General features: G+C 67.2%; 16 protein-coding genes. 4 read left to right on the plus strand and 12 right to left on the minus strand.

Annotated elements, in window-relative coordinates:
- Nucleotides 1-8: 8 nt before the first annotated feature.
- A complete protein-coding gene (locus EV656_RS00425) occupies nt 9-1190 on the minus strand; it encodes an aminotransferase class I/II-fold pyridoxal phosphate-dependent enzyme (protein WP_132598351.1) in 1182 nt (393 codons plus the stop codon).
- Nucleotides 1191-1327: 137 nt separating this feature from the next.
- Entirely contained in the window at nt 1328-2653 is a 1326-nt protein-coding gene (locus EV656_RS00430) for an amidase (protein ID WP_132598353.1), read from the minus strand.
- 83 nt (nt 2654-2736) lie between these two features.
- On the opposite strand from EV656_RS00430, the gene EV656_RS00435 reads away from it, so the two are divergent.
- Nucleotides 2737-3963: an FAD-dependent monooxygenase gene (locus tag EV656_RS00435; protein WP_132598355.1), complete on the plus strand. Its 1227-nt coding sequence runs from the start codon at nt 2737-2739 to the stop codon at nt 3961-3963.
- Between the two features lie 121 nt (nt 3964-4084).
- Here the strand turns inward: EV656_RS00435 and EV656_RS00440 are convergent, their stop codons facing one another.
- The 6 genes from EV656_RS00440 to EV656_RS00465 form a co-directional block, all read right to left on the minus strand.
- Nucleotides 4085-4267 carry a Trm112 family protein gene (locus tag EV656_RS00440; protein WP_132598357.1) on the minus strand — a complete coding sequence of 61 codons (183 nt, stop codon included), beginning with the start codon at nt 4265-4267 and terminating at the stop codon, nt 4085-4087.
- A complete protein-coding gene (locus tag EV656_RS00445) occupies nt 4264-4905 on the minus strand; it encodes an LON peptidase substrate-binding domain-containing protein (RefSeq protein WP_132598359.1) in 642 nt (213 codons plus the stop codon). Before EV656_RS00445 ends, EV656_RS00440 begins: the two co-directional genes overlap by 4 nt.
- Nucleotides 4906-4932: 27 nt before the next feature.
- Entirely contained in the window at nt 4933-5850 is a 918-nt protein-coding gene (gene trxA, locus EV656_RS00450) for a thioredoxin (RefSeq protein WP_132598361.1), read from the minus strand.
- 70 nt (nt 5851-5920) lie between these two features.
- Complete coding sequence (locus EV656_RS00455; protein WP_132598363.1) at nt 5921-6709, minus strand: exodeoxyribonuclease III; 789 nt, start codon at nt 6707-6709, stop codon at nt 5921-5923.
- A gap of 120 nt (nt 6710-6829) precedes the next feature.
- Nucleotides 6830-8167 carry an alanine/glycine:cation symporter family protein gene (locus EV656_RS00460; RefSeq protein WP_132598365.1) on the minus strand — a complete coding sequence of 446 codons (1338 nt, stop codon included), beginning with the start codon at nt 8165-8167 and terminating at the stop codon, nt 6830-6832.
- A gap of 118 nt (nt 8168-8285) precedes the next feature.
- Nucleotides 8286-8972: a response regulator transcription factor gene (locus EV656_RS00465; protein ID WP_132598367.1), complete on the minus strand. Its 687-nt coding sequence runs from the start codon at nt 8970-8972 to the stop codon at nt 8286-8288.
- Nucleotides 8973-9129: 157 nt separating this feature from the next.
- On the opposite strand from EV656_RS00465, the gene ribA reads away from it, so the two are divergent.
- Complete coding sequence (gene ribA / locus EV656_RS00470; RefSeq protein ID WP_132598369.1) at nt 9130-10209, plus strand: GTP cyclohydrolase II; 1080 nt, start codon at nt 9130-9132, stop codon at nt 10207-10209.
- A 6-nt stretch (nt 10210-10215) separates the two neighbouring features.
- Here ribA and EV656_RS00475 read toward each other — a convergent pair whose 3' ends face one another.
- The gene (locus EV656_RS00475; RefSeq protein ID WP_132598371.1) at nt 10216-10398 is read right to left on the minus strand and encodes a hypothetical protein; all 183 of its coding nucleotides are present in this window, start codon (nt 10396-10398) and stop codon (nt 10216-10218) included.
- A 116-nt stretch (nt 10399-10514) separates the two neighbouring features.
- On the opposite strand from EV656_RS00475, the gene EV656_RS00480 reads away from it, so the two are divergent.
- A complete protein-coding gene (locus EV656_RS00480; RefSeq protein ID WP_132598373.1) occupies nt 10515-11009 on the plus strand; it encodes a L,D-transpeptidase family protein in 495 nt (164 codons plus the stop codon).
- Here the strand turns inward: EV656_RS00480 and EV656_RS00485 are convergent.
- The 3 genes from EV656_RS00485 to EV656_RS00495 all read right to left on the minus strand — a co-directional run bounded on the left by EV656_RS00485 (nt 11006) and on the right by EV656_RS00495 (nt 14973).
- Nucleotides 11006-11659 (minus strand): YggS family pyridoxal phosphate-dependent enzyme, encoded by a 654-nt coding sequence (locus tag EV656_RS00485; RefSeq protein ID WP_132598375.1) that lies wholly within the window; start codon nt 11657-11659, stop codon nt 11006-11008. The two genes, EV656_RS00480 and EV656_RS00485, sit on opposite strands and share 4 nt — an antisense overlap.
- Nucleotides 11649-13823, minus strand: a complete 2175-nt coding sequence (locus EV656_RS00490) for a tetratricopeptide repeat-containing sulfotransferase family protein (protein WP_132598377.1) — start codon at nt 13821-13823, stop codon at nt 11649-11651. The genes EV656_RS00485 and EV656_RS00490 overlap by 11 nt, the downstream gene beginning before the upstream one ends.
- A gap of 130 nt (nt 13824-13953) precedes the next feature.
- Complete coding sequence (locus tag EV656_RS00495; RefSeq protein ID WP_132598379.1) at nt 13954-14973, minus strand: porin; 1020 nt, start codon at nt 14971-14973, stop codon at nt 13954-13956.
- 245 nt (nt 14974-15218) lie between these two features.
- On the opposite strand from EV656_RS00495, the gene EV656_RS00500 reads away from it, so the two are divergent.
- Entirely contained in the window at nt 15219-15728 is a 510-nt protein-coding gene (locus EV656_RS00500; protein WP_132598381.1) for a DUF3576 domain-containing protein, read from the plus strand.
- Nucleotides 15729-15787: the final 59 nt, after the last annotated feature.

The following is a 15787-nucleotide window of genomic DNA, read 5'->3' on the forward strand; positions in this document are numbered from 1 at the left end:
CGAACTCCTTACCCGTAAAGACAGTCACGCAGCCGCGTCAGCCCGTGCCGCATTTCCTGTTCCGTGGCGACCATCGCGACGCGGATATACCCCGCGCCAGGATTGCCGCCCTCGACATCGCGCGACAGATACGCCCCGGGCAGCACCCGCACCCCGGTAAAGCGCCAGGCCTTCAGCGCGGCCTCTTCGCCATCCGGGACCGGCAGCCACAGGAAAAACCCCGCCTGCGGTGGATGATAGCCGGGCAGGCCGGAAAAGATCTCGTCCGCGATGGCGTATTTGCGCTGATAGAGCGCCCGGCTTTCCTTGACGTGGGTTTCGTCGGCCCAGACCCTTTCGGCCACCCGTTGCAGGGGCAGCGGCAAGGGGGCGCCGGCATAGGCGCGCAACTGCTTGATCCGGCGGAGGGATTCCGGCCCGCCCGCCACGAAACCGGAACGCAGCCCGGGCAGGTTCGACCGTTTCGACAGCGAATGGAACACAATCACCCGTTCCGGGTCGGCGCCGATTTCCTGCGCGGCCTCCAGCGCGCCGGGGGGCGGGGTGTCGCGGTAGACCTCGGAATAGCATTCGTCGGCAAAGACCTGGAAATCGTGTTTCTCGGCCAGCCGCAGCAGATCCTTCCAATAGTCCTTGCTGGCCACCGCGCCCTGCGGGTTGGAGGGAGAGCACAGATAGGCAATCGCGGTGCGGTCCAACACATCGGCGGGCAAGGCCGCGTAATCGGGCAAGAACCCGTTTTCCGCCGTGGCGGGCACATAGACCGGGTCGGCCGCCACCGCCAACGCGGCCACCGCGTAGACCTGGTAAAACGGGTTCGGCGTCAGGATCACCGGGCGCTTGCCGGCCTTTTCCTCGGGACACAGGGCAAGGGCCGCGTTGAACAGCCCCTCGCGCGTGCCGTTCAACACGGTGATGTGGCGGTCGGGGTCCAGCATCACGCGATAGCGCCGGGCCACCCAGTCGGAAATCGCGGTGCGCAGTTCGGGCGTGCCCTCGTTCGGGGGGTACTTGCCGAATTCATGGGCGTGTTCAGCTACCAGCCCGGCCACCCAGGACGGAAAGGCATGCTGCGGCTCGCCGATGGTCATGTGAATGGGCGCACCCCCCGGACCGTGACAGTCCAGCAGGCGGCGCAGCCGCGGAAAGGCGTATTCTGGCAGGTTCGAAAACCGCTCGGGAAAGGTCATGGACCCTGTCTGTTGTTATGTCTGCCTCGGGTCGGGGTCGTTCGGGGCGCCCCGTTCGCCTGTCAGGATACCGATTGCGCGCGGCCTGGTCCAGAAACCGGGCACACGGGACCGACCGGCGCGCTGAAATGTGGCATTTAGGCCAGCGCGACCTCTGCCGCCGCACCCAGGCGCAGCAGCCGTTCCTCGAACATCGGCGGCCCCATCAACGAAATCCCGGTGGCAGGCAGGCCCGTGGGCAGGGTCAGCACCGCCGCGCCCATCAGGTTGCCGATCCGCGTGTTGCGCAGGGTCAACAGGTTCTCGGACAAGAAGAAATCGGGATCGCCCAGCAGGCGGTCCACGTTCGGCAGCAGGATCGGACAGGTCGGCAGCAGCACCGCATCATAGCCCGCGATGCGCCGCGCCCAGTCCGCGCGCAGCCGGTCCAGCGCGTGCCATGCCGCGACGTAATCGGCGCCCGCGTGATCGCGCCCACCGCGAAACCGTTTCAGTATCTCGGGATACATCTTGTCGGGCGCGGCCTCGATCACGGCCTGCCATGTGCCGTAGGCCTCTGTCGCGAACAGGACGCCAGACAGGGCCATCGCGTCGGCCACCTCTGGCGCGCGGCCCCATTCCAGCGTGGCCCCGGCCGCGGCGAACCGGTCCAGCGCATGGTCGAACCCCGCGCGCGGTTCGTCGCGCACCCCGTCCAGCGCGACGGTTTCCAGCACCAGGAACCGCGCCCCGGCCAGGCTGGCCCCGCGCAGATCGGCGGGCGTTCCGCCCTCCAGCACCGCCAGCAGCAGCGCGACATCCTCGACCGTGCGGGCCAGCGGCCCCACCGTGTCGAATTTCGGGGCCAGCGGCACAACGCCCGTCAGCGGCAGGCGCCCGGCGGTGGTCTTCAGCCCCACCAGATCGTTCCAGACCGACGGCACGCGAACCGACCCGCCGGTATCCGACCCGATCCCCGCCGCCGCCAGCCCATGGGCGACAGATGCCGCCGCCCCCGAAGACGAGCCCCCCGGCGCGGCCTGCGGGTCAAGGATGCAGGGCGGCGTTGCGGTCATCGGATTCACACCTAGGCCGGAAAAGGCCAGTTCGGTCATGTGCGTCTTGCCCAGGCAGACCAGCCCCTGCGCGGTGGCGATATCCAGAACGGCGGCGTCGCGGTCCGGCACCCGACCGGCCAGCAGGGCGGACCCGGCCTCGGTCGCCACGCCCGCCGTATCGAACAGATCCTTCCACGAGATCGGCACGCCATCCAGCGGACCCAGCCGCTGGCCCGCACGGGCGCGGTCGCGGGCGGCCTCGGCCTCGGCCAGGGCGCGGTGGGGCGTGGTGCGAGCATAGATGCGGTCGCGGTATTCGTGCGCGGCGATGGCGTCCAGAAAGGCGGCGCACAACTCCATCGGGTCGATGTCACCCGCGCCGATCCCCCGGCCCAGGTCCGCCGCACTCATCTTTCGCCAGTCCATGCCCGCCCTCCATTCACAACGGGGGGAGGCTAGCGGGCACGCGCGTTATGGACAATCCCGCGCGCGCGGCCATATTGCAGGGCATGACATACGATTCCGACATCCTGATCGTGGGCGGCGGGCTGAACGGCCCCGCGCTGGCCCTTGCGCTGGCCCAGGGCGGCCTTTCGGCAACCGTGATCGACGCGCTGCCCGCCGCGGCACAGGCGGATGACGGGTTCGACGGGCGCGCCTATGCGCTGGCGCTGGCCTCCATGCGGCTGCTGAAGGCATTGGGCATCTGGTCAGAGGTCGGCATGCGCAGCCAGCCGGTCCACCGCATCGTCGCATCTGACGGGCGCGCGGGCGAGGGGCCGGCCCCCTTCTTCCTGGATTTTCATCACGGCGAGATCGAGGAAGGCCCGATGGGCTATATGCTGGAGGATCGCTATCTGCGGCAGGCGTTCCAGGCTGCGATGCAATCCGCGCCGGACGTGACCCTGATGCCGGGGGAAACCGTGGTGGCCCAGGCGCCCGACGCAACCGGCGTGACCGTGACCCTGGCCAGCGGCAAGACCCTGCGCGGGCGCGTTCTGGTCGGCTGCGACGGGCGCAAGACCGGCACCGGTAGCCGCGCGGGGATCAGGCGGACGGGCTGGGATTACGGGCAGACAGCGCTGGTCTGTGCCATCGCGCACGAACACCCCCATAACGGCGAGGCGCACCAGTTCTTTATGCCCGCCGGGCCACTGGCGATCCTGCCGCTGCCGGGCAACCGCAGTTCTATCGTGTGGAGTGAAACCCACAGGAACGCGGCTGCGATCCAGGCGCTGGACGACGCGGGTTATCTGGACGCGCTGCGCCCGCGCTTTGGCGATTTCCTGGGCGAGATCGCGCTGGAGGGGAAACGGTTCACCTACCCGCTGAACCTGACGCTGGCCAACGCCTTCGTCGCGCCGCGCTTAGCACTGCTGGGGGATGCCGCCCATGGCGTGCACCCGATCGCGGGCCAGGGCCTGAACCTGGGGCTGCGCGACGTGGGCGCGCTGGCGCAAGTGCTGGTCGAGGCACGCCGGCGGGGCGAGGATATCGGCGCGCTGGATGTGCTGGAACGCTATCAAACCTGGCGGCGGTTCGACACGACGGTCATGGCCGCCGGAACCGACGCGGTGAACAAGCTGTTTTCCAACGACAACCCGGTACTGCGGGCGGGACGCGACCTGGGGATGGGCGCGGTCAACGCCCTGCCCGGCCTGCGCCGCCGCTTCATCCGCGAGGCGGCCGGGCTGACCGGCGATCTGCCGCGACTGATGACCGGGCGGCCGCTGTAAGCCGAAGCTGACGGTTTCGCCTTGGCTGGCGCCAAGGCGACCCGCCGGGGGCGTTGCCCCCGGACCCCCAGGGTATTTTCGCCAAGAAGAAGAGGGGGATGGCGCAGGACCGCAGGACGGATCAGTCCAGCTTGCGCGCCTCATCGACCAGCATGATCGGAATGCCGCCCCGGATCGGAAAGGCCAGGTGCGCGGCGCGCGAGATCAGTTCCTGTCGCTCGGCGTCATAGGCCAGGGGCGCGTGTGTCACGGGGCAGACCAGCGATTCCAGCATCTTGCGGTCGGCCTGGATGGTATCGGTCATTGAATCGTCTCCTCGTCGCTGCCGCTGCGCAGGGCAAACTCGATCAGGGTTACCAGTGTTTCCCGCCGCGTGGCCAGCGACGGGGCCTCAAGCAGGGCCTGTTTATCCTCTGGCGCAAAGGGGCACAGCATGGAAAGCGAGTTTATCAGCAATTCTTCCTCGGCCTCGGCCAGGCTGTCCCAGTCGGTGGACAGGCCACGGCTGTCGAAAAAGCGGCCGAGCAGGGCCAGTAACGGCTTGCGGTCGAAACCGGGGTCCGTTTCGCCCGGACCGAGGTCGCGCGCGAACCCCTCCCACGAGATGTCGGCCTTGATGTAGGGGCTGAACCCGGCCTGTTCGCGCAGGATGCGAAAGCGCGACACGCCCGACAGGGTCACCATATAGCGCCCGTCCTCGGTTTCGGAAAAGCCGGTCACGCGACCGGCGCAGCCGATCGCGTGCAACTTGGCCTCGCCGCCGGGCACCTCGCGCGGCTGGATCATTCCGATCAGCCGGTGAGATGTCTTCAGCGTATCGTCCAGCATCGCCAGGTAGCGCGGCTCGAAGATGTGCAGAGGCAGGCGGGCGCGCGGCAAGAGCAGCGCGCCCGGAAGCGGGAACAGGGGGATGGTGTCGGGCAGGTCGGGCGCTTTCAACATGAAAGGCAAGCTAGGCCGCGCGTCCCCTCAGGCAAATATCATCGACGACAGTTTCCTGCGGCCTTTCAGCACGATGGGATCCTGCGGCGTCAGCGCATCGAAAATGGTGAACAGCTGGTCCTTGGCCGCGCCGTCGTTCCACTCGCGGTCGCGACGGAAAAGCTCCAGCAACTGTTCGACCGCCTCTTCGACATCGCCGGCCGCATGCAGTGCGGTGGCCAGGTCGAAGCGGGCCTGGTGATTGTCCGGGTCGTGATCGACGGCGGCGCGCAATTCGTCCAGCGGCCCGGCCTCGGCCGCCTGGCGGGCCAGTTCGACCTGGGCGCGGGCGGCCTCGATTTCCGGGGCGCTGACGATTTCGCGCGGGACGGCGGCCAGCAGTTGTTCCGCCTTTTCGACCTCTTTCAGGGCCAGATGTGCGCGGATCATGCCGCCATGGGCGGCGGCGTTTTGCGGATCCTCGCCCAGGATCGCGGCAAAGGTCTGGGCGGCATCGACGACCGCGCCTTCGGCCAGCATCGCCTCGGCGGCCTCCACGGCCTCGGCCAGGCCGCCGCCGGCCTCTCCGCCGGCGGCCTGCACCACCCGGTCGATGAACGCCTTGAGTTCCGAGGCCGGCAGCGCGCCCTGGAACCCGTCCACCGGCTGGCCGTTGGCAAAGGCATAGACCGTCGGGATCGACTGGATGCGCAGTTGCGCGGCGATCTGCTGGTTTTCGTCAACGTTGACCTTGACCATGCGGACCTTGCCGCGCGCCTCGGTCACGGCCTTTTCCAGCGCGGGGCCCAGCGTTTTGCACGGGCCGCACCAGGGCGCCCAGAAATCGACGATCACGGGCACCTCTTTCGAGGTCTCGATCACGTCCTGCATGAAGGTCGCCTCTGAGATGTCCTTGATCAGGTCACCGTTGGGCGCCGCGGCGCCATTTCCACCAAGTTCCAGCATGTCCTTGCCTCCTGTCTGAGGATTTGCGCCCTATATGTGACGCGCGGGGCCAAAACCCAAGGGCCAATCCCTATAGATCGAAGGTTGCAAAGACCGGGGCGTGGTCGCTGGGTTTGTCCCAGCCGCGCGCGGCGCGCAGGATGCGGCTGGAATGGGCGGCCTGTGCGATGTCGGGGCTGGCCCAGACGTGATCCAGGCGGCGGCCCTTGTCGGCGGCGTCCCAGTCGCGGGCGCGGTAGGACCACCAGGAATAAAGCTGCCCCTGGGGGATGTCGGCGCGGGTCACGTCGACCCAGTGACCGGCCGCTTGCGCGTTGCCCAGATGTTCCACCTCGATGGGCGTGTGGCTGACCACCTTCAGCAACTGCTTGTGGGACCAGACGTCGTCCTCTCGGGGGGCGATGTTCAGATCGCCGACCAGGATGGCGCGGTCGGGGCGGCTGTCACGGAAGAAGTCGCGCATGTCGGTCAGGTAGTCGAGCTTTTGGCCGAATTTCTCGTTCACCGCGCGGTCGGGCACATCGCCCCCGGCGGGCACGTAGAAATTGTGAATGACGGTGCCATCCTCCAGCCGCGCGGCGACATGGCGGGCCTGGCCCAGACCGGCGAAATCCAGATCGCCCGCATCCTGCAAGGGCAGGCGCGACAGGATCGCAACGCCGTTATATCCCTTTTGCCCGCGCGCCACGACATGGCCGTAGCCCAGGGCGGCGAACCCCTCCAGGGGCATCTTGTCCACCGGGCTTTTGCATTCCTGCAGGCACAGGATATCGGGTGCCTCTTCGCGCAGCAGCCGTTCCACCAGCCCTGCGCGCAGGCGGACCGAGTTGATGTTCCAGGTGGCAAGGGTAAAGGGCATATGGGGCGGGCTCCGGCTGACAGCGACGAGCGGCACGCTACTGCGCGGCGCCGACCGCGGCAACCGCCCGGGCGATCCGCCCCGCCGACAGAATGCGGCGGGACGGACCGGGGCCGGGTGTCAGGCCCGTTGCTTGCGCCAATAGGCGCGCGTCACCGCCGCGACGGTGCCGCTGAGCGCGATCAGCGCGATCAGGTTGGGGATGGCCATCAGCGCGTTCATGATGTCGGCCACAACCCACACCACGCCTAGGTTGGCCACCGCACCCAGCACGATGGCCGCGACCCACAGCAGGCGGAAGGGCAGGATCACCTTGACGCCGAACAGGTATTCGGCGGCACGCTCGCCGTAATAGCTCCACCCCAGCATGGTGGTGAAGGCGAACACGATCAGGCCCAGGCTGACGATCAGGTCGCCCCCGGCCAGGCCGGTCTGGAACGCCAGCGCGGACAGTTCCGCCCCAGTTTCACCGCTGGTCCAGGCGCCGGTGGTGATGATGACCAGCGCGGTCATGGTGCAGATCAGGATCGTGTCGATAAAGGTGCCCAGCATCGCCACATTGCCCTGCCGCACCGGATCGTCGGTCAGCGCCGCGGCATGCGCGATGGGGGCAGAGCCAAGCCCCGCCTCGTTCGAGAACACGCCGCGCGCCACGCCAAAGCGGATCGCCGCCATGACCGCCGCCCCGGCGAAACCGCCGGTCGCCGCCGTGCCGGTGAACGCATCGCTGACGATCAGCCCCAGCGCCGCGGGAACGTCGGTGATGTTGACCGCCAGGATCGCCAGCGCCCCGATGACGTAAAGGATCGCCATCAGCGGCACCAGGGTTTCGGCCACCCGGCCGATCCGCTTGACGCCGCCGATGATGACCACGAAGACCACCGCCGCCAGGGCCAGCCCGGTCCACAGGTAGGGCACGCCGAACGTCCCCTCGACCGCGCGCGCGACCGAATTCGCCTGCACCGTATTGCCGATGCCGAAGGCCGCAATCGTGGCGAAGAAGGCGAAGAGCCACGCCAGCCAGCGCCATTTGGCCCCCAGCCCGTTACGGATGTAATACATCGGCCCGCCCACATAGCGGCCACGTTCGTCGGTTTCGCGGAACTGGACGGCCAGAACGGCCTCGGCGTATTTGGTGGCCATCCCGACCAGCGCGGTCAGCCACATCCAGAACACCGCGCCCGGACCGCCCAGAAAGATCGCCGTCGCCACCCCGGCGATGTTGCCGGTGCCGATGGTTGCCGACAGCGCCGTCGTCAGCGCCTGGAACGGCGTGATCTCACCCTCTGCCCCTTCCTGGCCCTTGCGCCCCTGAAAGAGCATGCGAAAGCCATAGCCAAGCTTGCGCTGCGGCAGGAACCCCAGCCGCAATGTCAGGTACAGACCCGTACCCAGCAGCAGCACCAGGACCGGCGGCCCCCATACAAGGCCACTGATCGCATTCAGGATTTCGTTCATCGGATTGCCCCGTGTCGTTGTTTCCGGGGCTGGCTTAACAAAGCCCGAACCCGGCCGCACGGGACAGACGGCCACGGCTTGCGGTCACCGCAAGCCGGGCATTCGGCCTGCGAAACCCTTAGGCCGCCAGACGGTAGCCGCCCGATTCCGTGACCAGCAGACGCGCGTTGGAGGGGTCGGGCTCGATCTTCTGGCGCAGGCGGTAGATATGGGTTTCCAGCGTGTGGGTCGTCACGCCCGCGTTGTATCCCCAAACCTCGTGCAGCAGCACATCGCGCGGCACAACGCCCTCGGACGCGCGGTACAGGAATTTCAAGATGTTGGTTTCCTTCTCGGTCAGGCGGATCTTGCGGTCGTCTTCGCAGATCAGCATCTTCATCGCCGGCTTGAAGGTGTAGGGCCCCAGCGGGAAAACCGCATCCTCGGACTGTTCGTGCTGGCGCAGCTGTGCGCGGATACGGGCCAGCAGGACGGGGAACTTGAACGGCTTGGTGATATAGTCGTTGGCACCCGCGTCCAGCCCCAGGATCGTATCGGCGTCGCTGTCATGGCCGGTCAGCATCAGGATCGGGCATTTGACGTTCTGCTTGCGCAGCAGGCGGCACAGCTCGCGCCCGTCGGTATCGGGCAGGCCCACGTCCAGGATCACCAGATCGTACAGCGCCTCTTTGGCCTTTTCCAACGCCTCGGCGCCATTGCCGGCCTCGAACACGTCGAAATCCTCGGTGGTGACCAGTTGTTCGCTCAGCGCTTCGCGCAGGTCCTCGTCATCGTCGACCAGCAGGATCTTTTTCAGGTTCGCCATGGACTCTCTCCCTGTAAATCTGCCTTTCAGATGCGCAGGCGCCGCGCGGGGACAAGATTTGCAACAAGGTTTTCACGCGAGCGTGTGGCAGAGCAGGGTTTTGTTTCATATCTGTCGCCTTTGGCGCTAGACCAACGCCGAACGGAAAGGAACGCCCATGCCCCTTGGACCCGACAGCACCGAACGACTTGCCCGCGCGCGGGGCGACATGCGGATGGGGGTGCCGGTGGTGGTGGGGCCCTTGCTGGTACTGGCCGCCGAAACGCTGGTGCCCGAACGGCTGGCCGCGCTGCGCGCCCTGGACGGGCAGCCGGTTCTGGCCATCACCGCGCGCCGGGCCGAAACGCTGAAGGCGCGTGCCTATGACGACGACATCGCCCGGCTACGCCTGCCTGCGGATGTCGCCCCCGATTGGGTGCGCAGCGTGGCCGAACCCGCAAACGATCTGGACCGCCCCCTGCTGGGCCCATTCGAATCGGTGCGCAGCGGCGATGCGGACCCGCATCGCGCCGCGATCGGGCTGGCGAAATCGGCCCGGCTGCTGCCCGCCATCCTGGCGCTGGACCTGGACGACGCGGTGGACTTTGCCGCCCGAAACGGCCTGACCCGCGTGACCGAGGCCGAGGCCACCGCCGCCCAGACCCAGGGCACCACGCTGGAACAGGTGGTCGCCGCCCGCGTGCCGCTGGCGGTGTCGCGTGCGGGCCGCGTGCATGTCTTTCGCCCCGCCGATGGCAGCGAGGAACATTACGCCGTGGAAATCGGCACCCCGTCCCGCAAGGAACCCGTGCTGGCACGCCTGCATTCGGCCTGTTTCACCGGCGATCTGATGGGCAGCCTGAAATGCGATTGCGGGGCGCAGTTGCAGGCCGCCCTGGCCCAGATGGGGGCCGAGGGCGCGGGCGTGCTGCTGTACCTGAACCAAGAGGGGCGCGGCATCGGCCTTGCCAACAAAATGCGCGCCTATGCGTTGCAGGATCAGGGCTTCGACACGGTCGAGGCCAACCACCGTCTGGGGTTTGAGGATGACGAACGCGATTTCCGAATCGGGTCCGGCATCCTGCGCGAGATGGGGTTTTCCGCCGTCCGGCTGATGACCAACAACCCCGCCAAGATCGAGATGATGCAGGCCAATGGAATCGACGTGACCGAACGCGTCCCGCTGAAGGTCGGCTGCACGGCAGAAAACGCCCACTACCTTGCCACCAAGGCGGCAAAGTCCGGGCACATGCTGTAACGCGCGTCAGCCCTGGTGGGGCGCGCGCATTTCCTTGATGGCGGCCTGCACCTTGCGCCAGGTATCGGCTTGTGCAGCCTCTCCTTGCGCTTCCAGGGTGGCGGCCTTTTGCGCGGCCTCGGCTTCGGCCTTGTCGCCATGGGCCTCGAACAGCGCGCGGGCGTAGTCCATCACTTTCGACGGTTCCATGGGGTCCTCCTTGAACTCTCCTCGTGGGGGTAGCCTACCACGTGGGGCGCAGGTTTTCTTGATGCGGCTCAAGGCAGCCCCTTTTTCCCCGCCGCGCGCCGGGGCAGGATCGCAGCATGCGGCATACAGATCTTGTCCTGACCCCGACTCACCTGCGGTTTTGCGGGCGGCGGTTTCCCTGTTCCATCGGGCGCGGCGGCGTGACCGGCACCAAGCGCGAGGGCGATGGCGCGACCCCGCGCGGCACACACCGGATCGTGGGGATGCTGTATCGTCCCGACCGGATGGCCCGTCCTGCGGGTTGGGCGATGCCCATCGGGCCGGGCGATCTGTGGTCTGACGATCCGGGCGATGCGGCCTATAACCAGATGGTCCGTGCGCCCTATCCCCACAGCCACGAACGGCTGCGCCGGGCCGATCCGCTGTATGATCTGGTGCTGCTGACCGACTGGAACTGGCCCCGCGCCATGCCGGGGCGGGGATCGGCGATCTTCGTCCATCAATGGCGCAAGCCGCACCACCCGACAGAGGGCTGCATCGCCCTGCACGGCGATCACCTGCGGTGGGTGGCCGCGCGGATTGCGCCCGGCACCCGCCTGATTGTGGCCTAGCCGTAGTCGCGCGCGCCAAAGATCGCGCTGCCGACCCGGACATGGGTGGCCCCCAGCGCAATCGCCTGTTCGAAATCGGCGCTCATCCCCATCGACAGCCCCGACAGACCGTTGCGTTCGGCGATCTTGGCCAGCAGGGCAAAGTGCAGGCTGGGGGTTTCGTCTACGGGCGGGATGCACATCAGCCCGCGCAGGGGCAGGTCCATCGCGCGGCATTCGGCAATGAAATCATCCGCATCGGCGGGCAGGATACCGGCCTTTTGCGGCTCTTCCCCGGTGTTCACCTGGATAAAGATGTCCGGGCTGGCCCCCAGTTCCTGCGCGTGATCGGCCAGGCGGCGGGCCAGTTTCGGCCGGTCCACGGAATGGATCGCGTCGAACAGGTCTACCGCTACGCGGGTCTTGTTGGATTGCAGCGGCCCGATCAGGTGCAATTCCACCCCGTCGAATCGCGCCTTGAAATCGGGCCATTTACCCTGCGCCTCTTGCACCTTGTTTTCGCCGAAGATGCGGTGACCCTGTTCCAGCACGGCCTCTACCCGGTCCAGCGGCTGAACCTTGGACACGGCGATCAGCGTGACCGATCCCGGCGCACGCCCGGCCTCTGCCTCAGCGCGGGCGACCTTTTGGCGAATATCCTCAAGCCCCATTCTCTGTTCCTTCCTCGACCGCATCGCCCAGGGCCTCGACCAGTTCGGCCAGCTCATCCTCGTATCGCTGCCATGCCTTCATGGACGAGCGGTAGATCGGCTGGCGCACCTGCTGCAGGCTCAGCGTCTTTACCTGCCGCCGGGTCTGGTGAAAGTTCAGGCACGCGTCCTGCCAGTCCAGCCCGCAGGCATCGATCAGCGCGCGCGCCTGCCCCTCTGGGTCGGCGATCAGATCCTCATAGCGGATTTCGTACAAACGTCCGGGCAGCTTTTCGCGCCAGAACGCCACCAGTTCAAGAAACATCCGGTAATACAGTCCCAGGTCGCGCAGGTTGTAGGCATAGCGATGCGCGCCCTCGGCAAAGATGTTCTTGTAGATCGACAGGCAGGTATCGCGCGGGTCGCGATGGACCACCACGATTTTCGCGTTCGGCAGGGCAAGCTGGGCAACACCGGCCACCGAATAGGTCTGGATCGACTTGTCGGTGACGATATCCGATCCGGGCAGGCGCATACGGAAATGCGCCTCTGTCTTGCGGCCCAGCCCGGCCAGTTCCGCATCGTCCAGGTCGGACACCGGGCGCAGCCCCCCTGCCCCGTCGGCCATCAAGCTTAGCGCCTCGTTCGCCAGGTAGCCCAGTTCGCCGCCCCCCGTGACGCGGGAATGGCTGGCGATGATCTGTTCCACCAGCGTCGTGCCCGAACGCGGCATCCCGGTGACGAAGATCGGCGCATACGCGGTCGCCCCCGCGACCTGCCGCGCGGTGAAATCGGTGCCGGCACAGGCGGCCTTGATCCGGTCCAGCTCGGCGCGGCGGTCCGCGATGTCATAGGGATAAATCTTTCGCATCAGGGCGTTGGCGGGATGCAGATAGCCAAAGACGCGGTCGTGCTGGCCCGAATCCTCCATCGCCTTGGCCAGCGCGAAGGCCAGGTTCATCCGGCTGTGATCGCTCAGCCCCTCGCGGGCGTAAAGCGTTTCCATATCCTGGATCAGCGGGTCGTCCCCGGCCAGTTTGCGGCCCGCGACCAGCAGGCGATAGGGTTCCCCGCTGTCCGGGTCCAGCGTCAGGGCACGGCGAAACCCGGCCTCGGCCTCGTCGAAGCGGCCCATCTGCTGCAACTGGATCGCGCGGCGGCCATGGACATCGGCGCGGTCGGGGGCGACGGCGACCGCCTTGTCATGGGCGGCCAGGGCACCCTCGGGATCGCCGGCCCCATCCAGCGCCTGGGCCAGCGCCTCAAGGGTGGCAACCCGCGTATCCCCCAGGGCGACGGCGCGTTTGAACGCCTTGGCCGCGGCGGCGAAATCGCGCGCCTTCAGATGGGCGTGGCCCAGTTGCGCCTGCGGTTCGGGGGATTTGGGCTGGTGGCGGGCGGCGCGGCCCAGCACCTCGACCGCCTCTTCGGTCAGGCCCAGCCGGGTCAGCGCATGGCCCAGGGCGATCAGCGCGGGCGCGGATTTCGGGGCCAACGCCACCGCGCGGCGCAGGTGGGGCAGCCCCTCTGCCGCGGCGCCCTGTTGCAGCAGGAACCGGCCATAGGCAATCCGCGCCTCCAGGAAATCCGGGTCCAGGCGCAGCGCGTCCTCATGCGCCTTGCGTGCGGCGTCCACCTGTCCCAGCCGGGCCAGGGCATTGGCATGGATGTCGGCCAGGATCGCAACGCCCGGATATTGCCCGCGCAAGGTTCGGGCGCGCGATTCGGCCTCGGCCAGCTTGCCGGAATTGACCAGCGCGACCAGCGCCTGCACCTGTTGCGGTGGCAGCTTGCCCAGTTTCGGCGCGCGCGGTGCGGCCCCACTGACCGCGCGGTCCAGCGCGGCCAGGGTGGCGCGGTCCAGACCGGCGGCGCGCGCGCGTTTCAACAGGGTCTTGGCGGCGGCCTTGTCCCCGGTGGCGTTGGCGGCCTGCGCCCAGGCCTGCCAGATCGCGGGTTCCTTGGGGCGGGCGTGGGCGGCACGGTCGAACTGGGTGCAGGCGGCGCCGGGATTGCCGCGGGCCAGCGCCACGCGGCCCATCTGAAACCGCGCCTCGGGCAGGTCGGGCTGGGCCTGCAACACACGGTCCAGCCGCGCCTGCGCAGCATCGGGGTCGCCCGCGGCCAGCCGCTGCGCGGCCTCGGACAACAGTTGTTTCACCTGGGGGGCTGAGAGGGGCAACATCGGGCGCGGTCCATCCTTGTCCGGTCTGCGCCGCAGATAACACGCGCCCGGTTGGATGTCGATTTGCCACCCGGATATGAAAAGAGCGGGCCAATGGCCCGCTCTTCCCGTACTCCAAGTTCCGAAGAACTTAGAAGGACATCGCGATACCCAGCGACCAGGTTTCCTGGCCAGCGTCGGTGCCGGAGATCGAGGCCGGATCCAGAACGGTGCTCCAGCTGCTGTCGCCGTAGCCGAAGTGCACGGCAGCGCCGCCACCCAGGTCGTAGGACGCGGCCAGGCCGTAGCCTTCGACGGTGCCGAAGCCGGCGGGCAGGTCATACTGGCCGTAGTTCGCGCCGATCGAGAAGGCGTCGAAGGTGTAGCCGGCAGAAACCTGGATGTGGTCGACGTCGGCACCCGGCAGGTCCCACTGCGAGTAGGCCAGACCAGCAACGAAGCCGTTGTTGAAGTCCAGATCGACGCTGACGGCGACGATTTCGACATCGGTGCCAACCGGCAGAGCGACGGCGAAGTAGTTGCCCAGGTTGCCCGGGATGTAGGTGCCGTCCGATTCCAGGCTCTGGTAGCCCAGGCCGAAGCCAACGCCAACGCCCGAGAACTCGGTGTCGTAGGACACGGCAACCGCGTAGCCGTCATCGACGGTGTCGGTGTCGTCCAGCTCGGTCGACAGCGAGATGCCGAAGCCGGCGAAGTCGTAGTCGTAGCGCAGGATCTGGTTGTCGTAGGCGCCGTCGCCGAACGAACCCATGTAGCCGATGTGGGTGGTTTCGTCGTCAGCGATCGAGCCCGGGTTGCCCACGCCTTCGGTGATGCGCTTGTCGACGGCACCGTCGGTTTCACCCAGGGTCAGGGTGCCAAACACACCCGAGATGTAGGCGTATTCGTTGTCCCAGGTGGTGGCGCCGTTGATGCCACGGCCGTCGGCGTCGGCACGGATGTTGAAGCCGTAGGTCAGGCCGCCGTCGGTTTCACCTTCAGCCGAGAAGTTGATGGTGGTCGAGGTGTGGAACTGGGTGTTGTTCACACCGGTGTTGTTGCCGCCACCAACGACGCCCATTTCGACGCTGGCGCCGATGTCAATGCCTTGCGCGGCGGCGAAGCCGGTCGAAGCAACCAGAGCGGTGGTCGCGAAGAGAACCTTTTTCATGGTTTTCCCTCATTCATTTAAGATGCACCTCAGGTCGGAGCATCCGAACTGAGTATGTTGGCTGTGTCGCGCTTCCCCCCCCCAAATGCAAGCGGACGCGACCCCGGGGGTTCAGGGCGCCGCGGATTGATGCAGCTTTGCCACACCGCAGCACGGGGCCCGCCACCTTGGCGGGAAAGGGAAAAACCTTGTTCCATCCCGCGCCCTCGGCTAAAGACCAGGGGGATCGAACAGGGGCGGTTTGCATGACCTTTTACAGCTTTTCCCGCATCGCGACGCTTGCGATCCTGACCTCGGCGCTGGCCGGGTGTGGTGGGGGCCTGTTCCCCGAACGCAGCCCCGAGGACAGGCAGGCGGTCATCGAGCGCCAGAATGCCAACATCCCCGGTCGCGAAGAGGGCGCCCGGAACCGTTCGACCATCTGGGATCTGTTCAACAACGACGACGACCCCAACACCACCGTCGCGGTGAACAAGTATATCTGGCAGGCCTCGCTAGAAATCCTGAACTTCCTGCCGATTCAGTCGGTCGATCCGTTTTCCGGTGTGATCGTCACCGGCTATGGCACGCCGCCGGGCGGCGGGCGCGCCTATCGCGCCACCGTCTATGTGCAGGATCCCGCGCTGGATGCGCGGTCGCTGAAACTGGCGCTGAACACGCGCGGCGGGCCGGTCGATGCCGCAACCACCCGCGCGGTAGAGGACGCGATCCTGACCCGTGCCCGCCAGTTGCGCATCCGCGACAGCAAACTCTGACACGGGCGCGCGCGCCCGATCCATGCTAGGCTGATCTCCGCATATATAGCAGGAGTCCA

This window comes from Rhodovulum adriaticum (genome assembly GCF_004345735.1).
Taxonomy (GTDB): domain Bacteria; phylum Pseudomonadota; class Alphaproteobacteria; order Rhodobacterales; family Rhodobacteraceae; genus Rhodovulum; species Rhodovulum adriaticum.

What these genes read in the sequence shown, in the direction of transcription:
- EV656_RS00425 (WP_132598351.1), bottom strand. Translation starts at nt 1,190, where the DNA reads ATGACCTTTCCCGAGCGGTTTTCGAACCTGCCAGAATACGCCTTTCCG.
- EV656_RS00430 (WP_132598353.1), bottom strand. Translation starts at nt 2,653, where the DNA reads ATGGACTGGCGAAAGATGAGTGCGGCGGACCTGGGCCGGGGGATCGGC.
- EV656_RS00435 (WP_132598355.1), top strand. Translation starts at nt 2,737, where the DNA reads ATGACATACGATTCCGACATCCTGATCGTGGGCGGCGGGCTGAACGGC.
- EV656_RS00440 (WP_132598357.1), bottom strand. Translation starts at nt 4,267, where the DNA reads ATGACCGATACCATCCAGGCCGACCGCAAGATGCTGGAATCGCTGGTC.
- EV656_RS00445 (WP_132598359.1), bottom strand. Translation starts at nt 4,905, where the DNA reads ATGTTGAAAGCGCCCGACCTGCCCGACACCATCCCCCTGTTCCCGCTT.
- trxA (WP_132598361.1), bottom strand. Translation starts at nt 5,850, where the DNA reads ATGCTGGAACTTGGTGGAAATGGCGCCGCGGCGCCCAACGGTGACCTG.
- EV656_RS00455 (WP_132598363.1), bottom strand. Translation starts at nt 6,709, where the DNA reads ATGCCCTTTACCCTTGCCACCTGGAACATCAACTCGGTCCGCCTGCGC.
- EV656_RS00460 (WP_132598365.1), bottom strand. Translation starts at nt 8,167, where the DNA reads ATGAACGAAATCCTGAATGCGATCAGTGGCCTTGTATGGGGGCCGCCG.
- EV656_RS00465 (WP_132598367.1), bottom strand. Translation starts at nt 8,972, where the DNA reads ATGGCGAACCTGAAAAAGATCCTGCTGGTCGACGATGACGAGGACCTG.
- ribA (WP_132598369.1), top strand. Translation starts at nt 9,130, where the DNA reads ATGCCCCTTGGACCCGACAGCACCGAACGACTTGCCCGCGCGCGGGGC.
- EV656_RS00475 (WP_132598371.1), bottom strand. Translation starts at nt 10,398, where the DNA reads ATGGAACCGTCGAAAGTGATGGACTACGCCCGCGCGCTGTTCGAGGCC.
- EV656_RS00480 (WP_132598373.1), top strand. Translation starts at nt 10,515, where the DNA reads ATGCGGCATACAGATCTTGTCCTGACCCCGACTCACCTGCGGTTTTGC.
- EV656_RS00485 (WP_132598375.1), bottom strand. Translation starts at nt 11,659, where the DNA reads ATGGGGCTTGAGGATATTCGCCAAAAGGTCGCCCGCGCTGAGGCAGAG.
- EV656_RS00490 (WP_132598377.1), bottom strand. Translation starts at nt 13,823, where the DNA reads ATGTTGCCCCTCTCAGCCCCCCAGGTGAAACAACTGTTGTCCGAGGCC.
- EV656_RS00495 (WP_132598379.1), bottom strand. Translation starts at nt 14,973, where the DNA reads ATGAAAAAGGTTCTCTTCGCGACCACCGCTCTGGTTGCTTCGACCGGC.
- EV656_RS00500 (WP_132598381.1), top strand. Translation starts at nt 15,219, where the DNA reads ATGACCTTTTACAGCTTTTCCCGCATCGCGACGCTTGCGATCCTGACC.